The following is an 8,660-nucleotide window of genomic DNA, read 5'->3' as shown; positions in this document are numbered from 1 at the left end:
AGGGAGGCGTGGACACGGCGGGCGCGCACATGCTCAGAGCCGCCTGGGGGAGTCAAACGGCGTGGTGCCCCCTGCCCGTACTCATGTCCAGGGTGTTCGGGGAAATCCGCTGGCGTGACGCATCTGATACAGCGGGCGGCACACGGGAGGACGCATGGCGCGCAAGCAACGGACGCCCAGGTGGCTGGAGGCCGCGAGGCGCAGGGGACCGGAGACCCCGGCGGGCCCGGGCGCGGACTGGCTGTCGCGAGCGTTGGGCCGGGCCGGCGTGCTGCCCCGGACCGAGGCCGAGCAGGCAATACGCGAAGGCCGCGTGGAGGTGGACGGCCGGGTGGAGCGGGAGCCGTTCGCGCCGGTGGGGCAGGGGACGCGGGTGCGCGTGGACGGCGTGGAGCGCGTGCTGACGCGCCAGGTGCAGGCGCTGATGTTCCACAAGCCCTCGGGGCCGGTGGTGCACGGGTCGGATCCCGAAGGCGTGGGCACTGTCTTCGAAAGGCTGCGCGCGGTGCTGCCGCCGGAGCTTCAAGGCTTCGAGTGGTACGCGGTGGGGCGCCTGGACCGGGACACCACGGGGCTCCTGCTCTTCACCAACGACGAACGGTTGGTGCGGCACTCGACGGCGCCGGAGACGCACCTGTCCAAGCGGTACGTGTCGCGCGTGGAGGGGCATCCCCTGGAGGCGGCGCTGACGAGGCTGCGAGAGGGATTGACGCTGGAGGACGGCCCCACGCGCCCGGCGGAAGCCATGCTCCGTGCGCCCGACGTGGTGGCGCTTACGCTCACGGAAGGGCGGCACCACCAGGTGAAGCGGATGCTCGCGGCGGTGGGGCACCCGGTGCTCACGCTGCACCGTGAGTCGGTGGGGCGGGTGGTGCTGGACGTGGCGGAAGGGGCGTGGCGCGAGCTGACGGACGTGGAGGTGGCGGAGGGGTTGGGGTTCCAACCCGGCGCGGACTAGAAGCCGATGTTCTTGAGCCGCTCTCTCGCCTTCGCTGGGTTCGCCATGTTCTTGGGGGACATCAGCAGGTACCGGTCATGGGCCTTCTTGGCCTTGGCCTTGTTTCCGACCAGGGTGTAGGCGGTCTCCAGACCCAGCCAGGCTCGCCGGATGCCGGGATCCTTCCAGGTGACGGCCTCCAGGAGCTTCACGGCCTCCCTGTGGTCCTTGGACGTGCCCGGCTTGAGCTTGATGAGCGTCAGGCCCAGCTCGAGCTTCGCCTCGACCGAGCCCGGCTTCATGGCCAGCGCGTTCCGGAAGGTGGCGGCGGCCTCCGGGTACTTCTCGTCGCGGAAGGCCGTGCGGCCGGTCTCCATCATGTCGGCGAAGGTCTCCGGCTTCACGATGCGGCCGGAGGCCGACGAGAGGGCTTTCGCATCGTCCAGGACCCGCACCACCTTCGCGCGGCTGGGGTGCGTATCCGGGGCGTACTCCAGGAATCGCTGATAGTGCGTCACACTGGTGCGGCTGTCATTGAGTCGCGCGTACAGCATCCCAAGGAGGAGCTGGCATTCCGCTTCCTGGGAGAACTGCTTCGCGCACTGGTGCGCCAGGTCCACGGCGTCCTGGATCGCTCCCTGCTGCACGCGCGCCTGGACGCGGTCCTGGTAGTTGGCCAGCGACAGGGGCGCTTCCGGAAGCGGGGCCACGGTGAGGGGCGCGCTGCCTATCGTCTGGGGGACCGCGGAAGGCCGTGCATCATTGGGAAGGGTTTGAACCGTGCTGGAGGGACGCTCGATGGGGCTCGCGGCTCCAAGGGGCTCCGGCGGCACGGCGGAGGAGAAGAACCACAGGACGCTGGCCCCGAGCGCCACACCCGTGGTGCTCAATCCCAGCATCCACTTGCGCGAGGTCGCGGGGGCGAGCGCGGACGGGGCCTCCTCCTCCACGATTTCGACGCTGGAGGATTCGGGGAGGGGGATCCTGCCGGTATGGAGCAGCGGCCTGGGATGCAGGGGCTTCTTCGCGAGTGCCGGTTCCTGCTCGTGCCAGGACTCCAGCTCCTCCTGGAAGGAGTCCGGGACGGACAGCTCGCGGCCATGCGACAGCAGGTCTTCACGAAACAGCATCCGCAGCAGATGCGCCAGGCTCAGCGAGGAGATACGCGGGTGGTTCGCGTACAGGAAGCCAGCGAGGGCCTCCGCGAAGGCATGGCTGGACTCGAAGCGCTGGGACAGGTCCGGATGCAGGGCCTTGAGGAGGATGCGCTGGAGCGCCGCCGGCAGGTCCGGCCGTGACTCGCTCAGCGATGGAAGCTCGCCGCGAGCAATGCGCATCATCACGACCGCGGGCGGTCCCTCCAGGGGAAGCTTCCCGCAGAGCAATTCATGGAGCACGACGCCGGTGGCCCAGACGTCCGTGCGCGCATCCACGTCCTCTCCGCGCGCCTGCTCTGGGGAGAAGAAGAGGTACTTGCCCTTCACCACGCCGGGCTCGGTCTTGAGGTCCCGGATGAGCTGGGCCTTGGCGATGCCGAAGTCGACGATCTTGACCTGGCCCTCGTAGCTGATGAGCACGTTGTCCGGGGAGATGTCGCGGTGGACGATGCCCAATGGCTGGCCACTGCTGTCCGTGCGTGAATGCGCGTAGTGCAGCCCCCGGCACATCTCCATCGCGATGAAGACGGCGATGGGAACGGGCAGGGTGCCCATGCCGCTCTTCATCGCGCGCTTGAGGAAGCGGTGGAGCGGCTGGCCGTCCACGAACTCCATGGCGAGGAAGTACCCACCGTCCACCCGGCCGAAGTCGAAGACCTGGGCGACGTTGCCATGGGACAGCGTGGCGGAGATGCGCGCCTCGCTGATGAACATGGAGATGAAGGCTTCGTCGTTGGCGTACTCGGGGAGGACCTTCTTGATGAGGACGGGCTTGGTGACGCCCGCGTCGCCGACCAGCTGGGCGCGCCACGTCTCCGCCATGCCGCCCTGGCCCAGCCAGGACACCAACTCATACCGTCCGAAGGTGTCGCCTGCCTGGAGTGCCATGGGTTGGAAGTCCTGCGTCTAGAATCGCTTGGTGATTGAAAATACGCCTTTGAGGATGAAGGCACTCTAGGGGGTGTCCCTAATTAAGCCAAAGCATCATGCAGGCCAGGTGGAGGACCGCCAGGTAGTTGGTGGCGGTCTTCTCGTAGCGGGTGGCCACGGCGCGGAAGCGCTTGAGGCGGTGGAACATGCACTCCACCTGGATGCGCAGCCGGTAGAGGGCGCGACTGTTGCGGCGCCGGTGGTGCTTGCGCGTTGGATTCATCGCGATGACGGGCCTCATTCCGCGCTCCCGGACGGCCTGCACGAGGTGGTCGGCGTCATAGCCGGCGTCGGCGATGAGCGCCTTGCCGTGCGCATACTGAATGAGGTGCTCGGCTTCAGTGACGTCGCCGCGCTGCCCAGGCGTCAGCGTCACTTCGAGCGGTTGTCCCTGGGTGGTGCACAGGGCGTGGACCTTGGAAGAAAAGCCTCCTCGAGAACGGCCCAGAGCATTGCATCGGCCCCCCCTTTTGCGCCCGCGGCGTCCTGATGCGCCCGGATGATGGTGGCGTCCATCAGCGAGCCGACATCATCCACTTGCAACTGCAGCGACTTGAAGAGCCCCTCCCATACTCCTCGGGTCGCCCAGCGCCCGAAGCGGTTGTAGACCGTCTTCCAGGGCCCGTAACGCTCTGGCAAGTCACGCCAGGGTGCGCCCGTCTTCACCCGCCAGAGCACTGCATTGACGAACTGCCGGTCACCTTTCTTGGTGCGCGGCCCTCGTCGGGCAGGGATGAGTGGCTCAAGCTGCTTCCACTGCTCGTCCGTCAGCTCATGTCGGTGCACTCACCAGGGGTGCTCAGCTCTTCCTTTCCCTGCAAGCTCAACCCTGCCCACGGGGCTGGCGGCCGCTCGGCCTCCAGCACCTTTCTTCAGATAATTAGGGACACCCCCTAGTCCTACAGCTGTAGTTCGGAAGACTCCGCAGTCCTCCGCTTGTTGAAGAAAAAGGAGGGGGAGGATCGATTCTTCCCAATTACAACTGTAGGACTGGGCGCGCCACCTGGGGGCGCCTACTCCTGACGACGCTGCACGGCCTGGAGCAGGTCGTACATGCTCCTCACCTGCTTGAGGGTCGGTGTCCTGCTGCCGCCCTCGTCGAAGTCGTCCGCGAGCCTGCCGTAGAGGGTGCACGCCATCGGCATGGCCTCGCAGCCGTGGACGATTTTGAGCTGCCTGAAGAGCGCTTGCGTCCGCACCCATTCCTTGTTCACCTCGCTGACTGCATCGCCCTCCTTCACGGAAGCGAGGTGGTGCGGCGAATTCGATTTCTGCGTTTGCTCCAAGGCCCTGATGACAAGATCTCTCTTGGGGTAGCCTGCAGGGGTGAGTGTTAGGAATGTCTCGTAGGATTGCTCGCTCTTCTTGAAGTCTTTGAGGTTGGCATGGGTGACGCCGAGCATGAGGTGGCACTCGGGGATCTTGGGCATTCTGGCTGCGCAGGCTTGTGCCAGCTCAAGTGCTGAATTGAGATCAGATCTGATGAGTTCCCGGACTCTTGCCTGTATTTTGTCAATGGAGTCGGGACGGATCCTGACACCTGAGACAGTGTATTCGTCAGTGGTCGGGGTGGTGTCGTCCACCCTCTCTTGCGGTGCCACGATGGGCGCGGCTGCCACGACAGGCGTTGGTTTTGGCGCTTCGACAGTGACGGGCGCGCGGATCGGCGTCGGAGGCGGCGGCGCTCCTTCGTGGGGCACGGGCGCGTGCGCATACATCAGCAGCCACACGCTCACGCCCACGACCATCAGTCCTCCCGCGCTCAACCCATAGATCAGCGGGCGTGAGGTTCCAGGGGACGCCACGATGGACCGAGGCTGGGTTGTCTCCGTGACCGGTGGAGGAGTGGCCACCCGGATGCGCCGGGTGTGGCGCTCGGTCGAGGGCGGCGGCGTCACCGGCTCCTCCGGCAGGGCCTGCTGTCTCCAGGACTTCAACTCCTCCAGGAAGGAGCCCGGCACGGACATCTCCCGGCCCTCCTGCGCCAGGTCTCCCCGGAAGAGCACGCGCAACAGGTGCGCGATGGTCATGGCGGAGAAGCGCGGGAAGTTCGAATACAGGAACCCCGCCAGTGCATCCCCGAACGCATGGCTGGATTCGAAGCGATGCTCCCGGTCCGGAGTCAGCGCCTTCATCACGATGTCGTTGAGTTCTCGCGGCAGGTCCGGCCGGAGCACGCTCGGCGCGGGAATCTCCCCGCGTCCCACGCGCATCATCACCACGTGCGGCGGCCCCTCCACCGGCAGCTTCCCGCAGAGCAACTCATAGAGCACGACGCCCGTGGCCCAGACGTCCGTGCGCGCGTCCACGTCCTCCCCTCGCGCCTGCTCCGGAGAGAAGAAGAGGTACTTGCCCTTCACCACGCCGGGCGCCGTCTTGAAGCCCCGGATGAGCTGCGCCTTGGCGATGCCGAAGTCGACGATCTTGACCTGGCCCTCGTAGCCCAGCAGCACGTTGTCCGGGGAGATGTCCCGGTGGACGATGCCCAGCGGCTGGCCACTGCTGTTCGTGCGCGTGTGCGCGTAGTGCAGGCCCCGGCACATCTCCATCGCGATGAAGACCGCGACAGGAACAGGCAGGGCACCCAGGTCGCTCTTCAACGCGCGCTTGAGGATGCGGTGCAGCGGCTGCCCGTCCACGAACTCCATGGCCAGGAAGTACTCGCCATCCACCCGGCCGAAGTCGAAGACCTGGGCGACATTTCCATGGGAGAGCGTGGCGGAGATGCGCGCCTCGCTGATGAACATGGAGATGAAGGCTTCGTCGTTGGCGTACTCGGGAAGCACCTTCTTGATGAGCACGGGCTTCGTCACGCCCGCGTCGCCTACCAATTGGGCGCGCCACGTCTCCGCCATGCCGCCCCGGCCCAGCCAGGAGACCAGCTCATACCGCCCGAAGACGTCGCCCGCTTGCAGTGCCATGGGGCGGACATTCTAAACCCAGATTCCAGGGAGGACAGAATCGAGACTGTCTTTCTCCTGCTCGGCCGCTTGGGATGTCAGCGAGTGGAAAGGCGGACCGCTCAACCCGCGTTGCCGGTCTTTCCCAGCATCTCGACGACCTTCGCCCGGCGCGGGTGGTCCGTGGGTGCGAGCTTCAGGAAGGTCTCGTAGTGCTGCGTGCTCTCCCGGGGATGGTTGAGCTTCGCGTGGACGGCCCCCAGCATGAGATAGCACTCCGGCATGTCTGGGTTGTTCGCCGCGCAGTCGTTGGCCGCTTCCAGGGCCGCGTCGTAGTCCTTGCTCTGCATCAGGCCGGAGACCTTCTGCTGGACCTCCTGCTGCTTCGTCTTCACGAGCGAGGAGACCTTCTGCTGCACCTCCTGCCGCTTGGAGTCGAGCAGTCCGAAGACTCCCTTCTTGGGCGCGGGCTCGCTCTCCGGAACGGCGGGCCGCGGCTCCTGGACGGCGCTGGCCGCGACGACCGTGGGCTGCTCGACGACGGGCACGGGCTCCTCGGCCTGGACGCGTTGGGTCGCGCGGACGGGCTTGGCCGGCTTCCGGGTGGGATGCGCGGGCCGCGCGGCTTCTGGCTCGGTGGGACTCGTGTCCGGAACCTCCGCCGGAATCTCCGCCACGGTCTCCGGCTCCTGCACCGGACTCGGGGCGGGCGGTTCGGGTTCGACCTTCGGGGCGGGGGCTTCGACCGCCACCGTTTGGGGCACGGGCGCGGGTTGTGCGACGGGCTCCGGCGAACGCGAGCCCACGAGGAGCCAGAGACAGGCTCCAGCCACGGCCAGGCCTCCTGCCGCGCTCGCGCCGTAGAGCACCTTGCGCGAAGGACCTGACGGAACCGTGGGCGCATCCGGCTGTGTCGTCTCCGTGGGCGGAGGCTTCGCGACGGCTCGCACCATCCGCCGGGTCTGGATCTGCTCTGGCGATGGGGCATCCAGGAGCTTCGCCAGCGCGGGCTCGCCCCACTTCCTCGCCTCGTCATGGAAGGTCTTGGGCACGGACAGCTCGCGGCCCTCGTTCGTCAGGTCCGCGCGGAACAGCACGCGCAACAGGTTCGCGAGGCTCAGCGAGGAGAAGCGCGGGTAGTGGGCATGGAGGAACTCCGCCAGCGCATCCCCGAAGGCATGGCTGGATTCGAAGCGCCGCTCACGGTCCGGAGCCAGCGCCTGCATCACCAGCGCATTCAGCTCCTTGGGCAGGTCCGGCCGGAGCGTCGTGGGCGCGGGAATCTGCCCCTCGGCGATCTTCATCATCACCGTCTGGGGCGGCCCCTCCACCGGAAGCCTCGCGCACAGCAACTCGTACAGCACGACAGCGGTGGCCCAGACATCCGTGCGTGCATCGACCTCTTCCCCGCGCGCCTGCTCCGGGGAGAAGAAGAGGTACTTGCCCTTCACCACGCCGGGCTCCGTCTTGAAGCCGCGCAGCAGCTGCGCCTTCGCGATACCGAAGTCGACGATCTTGACCTGGCCCTCGTAGCTGACGAGCACGTTGTCCGGAGAGATGTCCCGGTGGACGATGCCCAACGGCTTGCCGCTGCCGTCCGTGCGCGAGTGCGCGTAGTGCAGGCCCCGGCACATCTCCATCGCGATGAAGACCGCCACGGGAATCGGCAGCGCCCCCAGGCCCGCCTTCTTCGCGCGCTTGATCACCTTGTCGAGCGGCTTGCCGTCGACGAACTCCATGGCAAGGAAGTACTCGTCCTCTACCTGTCCGAAGTCGAAGACCTGCGCGACGTTGCCGTGGGACAGCGTGGCGGAGATGCGCGCCTCGCTGATGAACATGGAGATGAAGGCCTCGTCGTCCGCGTACTCCGGAAGGACCTTCTTGATCAGCACGGACTTGGTGACGCCCGCCGCGCCCACCAGCTGGGCGCGCCACGTCTCCGCCATCCCGCCCCGGCCCAGCCAGGACACCAACTCATACCGTCCGAAGGTATCTCCGGCTTGCAGTTCCATATGGGGCGCGCATCCTATACGGAAGCCAGCAAAGCCCGAATGAAGGCCCCCTGCCTGCCGGGCCCGCGAGCAGCCCCTCCCGCGGACAGCGTGAAGCCGTAGGGGTTCTCAGGGGGCGGTCGCCCGCAGCTCGACGAGCTTCTGCACGACATCGGGACGCCGCGGATGATTCGCGGGCGCGTACGCCATGAAGCGCTCATAGCTTCGCGTGCTCTCCGAGGCCTGATTCATCTTCGCCAGGACGTCACCCTGCAACAGGTAACAGTCCGGCTCCCGGGGAAGCCGCGCCACGCATTGGTTGGCTGCGTCGAGTGCTTCCTTCGGGTGGCCTCGCGTCAGGTGCATCAGGACGGCGCTTCGGGAGGACTCCAGCTCCGCCTCGTTGGCGGGCGTCTGCGCCTGGGGCTTGCGCTGCAGCAAGGCCGCCAGTCGATCCGTCACGGCGCTCCGCCGGAGATCGGTGGGGGGCGCGTACTGCAGGAAGGCCTGGTAGTGGCTCACGCTCTTGTCGATGGACCGGAGCCGTTCGTGGGTGAGGCCCGCCGCCAGCCGGCAGTCCACGTTGTCAGGCACTGCGTCCACGCAGGTCTGGACCAGCTTCGCGGCCCGCGTCAGCTCCTTGCTGTTCCTGCTCAGGCGATACACGTCATCGAGCAGACTGCGCACCCGGGTCTCACTCCACGCGAGGGCTGACGGGGGCGGGGACGGGGGAGGAGGTGGCGGT

General features: G+C 67.0%; 4 protein-coding genes and 2 pseudogenes. 1 reads left to right on the top strand and 5 read right to left on the bottom strand.

Annotated elements, in window-relative coordinates; genetic code table 11:
* Positions 1-154 precede the first annotated feature (154 nt).
* Positions 155-958 (top strand): pseudouridine synthase, encoded by an 804-nt coding sequence (locus D7Y15_RS40515; RefSeq protein WP_121755924.1) that lies wholly within the window; start codon positions 155-157, stop codon positions 956-958.
* On the opposite strand, the gene D7Y15_RS40510 is transcribed toward D7Y15_RS40515, so the two are convergent.
* The 5 genes and pseudogenes from D7Y15_RS40510 to D7Y15_RS40485 all read right to left on the bottom strand — a co-directional run.
* Positions 955-2,982 carry a serine/threonine-protein kinase gene (locus D7Y15_RS40510; RefSeq protein ID WP_121755923.1) on the bottom strand — a complete coding sequence of 676 codons (2,028 nt, stop codon included), beginning with the start codon at positions 2,980-2,982 and terminating at the stop codon, positions 955-957. The genes D7Y15_RS40515 and D7Y15_RS40510 overlap by 4 nt on opposite strands.
* An 82-nt stretch (positions 2,983-3,064) precedes the next feature.
* Positions 3,065-3,783 (bottom strand): annotated as a pseudogene (locus D7Y15_RS46165) (IS5 family transposase); the annotation flags it as partial.
* Between the two features lie 254 nt (positions 3,784-4,037).
* The gene (locus D7Y15_RS46160) at positions 4,038-5,945 is read right to left on the bottom strand and encodes a serine/threonine-protein kinase (protein WP_233605277.1); all 1,908 of its coding nucleotides are present in this window, start codon (positions 5,943-5,945) and stop codon (positions 4,038-4,040) included.
* Between the two features lie 101 nt (positions 5,946-6,046).
* Positions 6,047-7,936 (bottom strand): serine/threonine-protein kinase, encoded by a 1,890-nt coding sequence (locus tag D7Y15_RS40490; RefSeq protein ID WP_121755921.1) that lies wholly within the window; start codon positions 7,934-7,936, stop codon positions 6,047-6,049.
* Positions 7,937-8,044: 108 nt separating this feature from the next.
* Positions 8,045-8,660, bottom strand: a pseudogene (locus D7Y15_RS40485) (serine/threonine protein kinase); the annotation flags it as partial.

The organism is Corallococcus sp. AB030 (assembly GCF_003668965.1).
Lineage (GTDB): Bacteria > Myxococcota > Myxococcia > Myxococcales > Myxococcaceae > Corallococcus > Corallococcus exiguus.
This window is presented reverse-complemented; position numbering and strand designations above follow the sequence as displayed.